Raw genomic sequence first — 1,087 nt, 5'->3', positions numbered from 1 at the left:
TTGTTTCTTCACCCAACACACACAACTTCAATTCTTGGTGCAATCTTTGAGTTTAGTCATCAAACATCATCATTCTACAAGTGGGGAACAATTTAAACACCAATTCATCCACATTAATCCCAAGAATTGCAAGGTATGAAGTTCACTATTCATCTTCTTCCTCCTTGAAGCCTTGCTAGAAATTTTAGTTTTTTATGCTTTGGTGGACATAAATTGAGTTTAAATGCTATATTTGGGTTGTTGTTGTGCTGATCTACAAATTTTGGGCAAGGGTGCTCGAAGATTTCAAGATTAAACCCTAGTTTCAAACTTGCACCCAAGCCATTTGATAAAAGGACCCAATGAGTTGTTGAGCTTAATATGCTTTAATTCTTGAATGTAAAGTGAAATTGAGTGTTGTAGGATGATGATAATCAAATATAGCTAAGCTTAAGTAGTAATTTCATGTGTTTCTAGTGCAAATAAAGCTAAGTATCTAGGGTTTCAGAGCAATGTTGATGCATAAACCGAGTTCCATGTACTGCTTTTTAATGATTTTTTACATTCTTGTACATGATAGGCATTGTGGAGCTTGAGGAACCAATCCTCAAATCTTTGAAGCTGATTTGAAGCAACATGGCAAAGAAATGGTCAAGTATGGAAGTTTGAGTTCAAAATCGACTAGTAGGGCTTCTGGGACGCGTAATTCGAGATTGGGATGACTTCAAGCAAAAGCGAGACGAGTTCTGGAATCCTGAGACCAAGGAGAACAACTTCTATGAAGAGACCATGGTGCAGAAATGATCAGAAGATGAAGAAAATCAAACAAGAAGTTAGAGGAGATGATGAAGAAATTGAGCAATGAAGAACTCAAGCTTCGTCGGGACGAAGAAACCCTTCGTCCCGACGAAGAGGGCAAGTTCAGAAACAGAAAAGTTCGCTTCGTCGGGACGAAGCCACCCTTCGTCCCGACGAAGGAACAAAGTGACCAAACAGCGAAGCTCGCTTCGTCGCCACGAAGGATTCCTTCGTCGCGACGAAGCTGGCTCTTTTACACATCTGAGGCTGGCGACGGGCGAGCGAGAGGGGGGGGCGGGGGGGGGGGGGG

General features: G+C 42.0%; 1 protein-coding gene. It reads left to right on the top strand.

Features of this window, described 5'->3' with window-relative positions; genetic code table 11:
* Positions 1–824: 824 nt before the first annotated feature.
* A partial coding sequence (locus BVER_RS34990) for a hypothetical protein (protein ID WP_232316953.1) occupies positions 825–1,087 on the top strand: 263 nt, incomplete at its 3' end.

The organism is Candidatus Burkholderia verschuerenii, from assembly GCF_001189365.1.
GTDB lineage: Bacteria > Pseudomonadota > Gammaproteobacteria > Burkholderiales > Burkholderiaceae > Caballeronia > Caballeronia verschuerenii.
The sequence above is the reverse complement of the archived record's forward strand: the minus strand, read 5'-3'. Positions and strand labels throughout refer to the sequence as shown.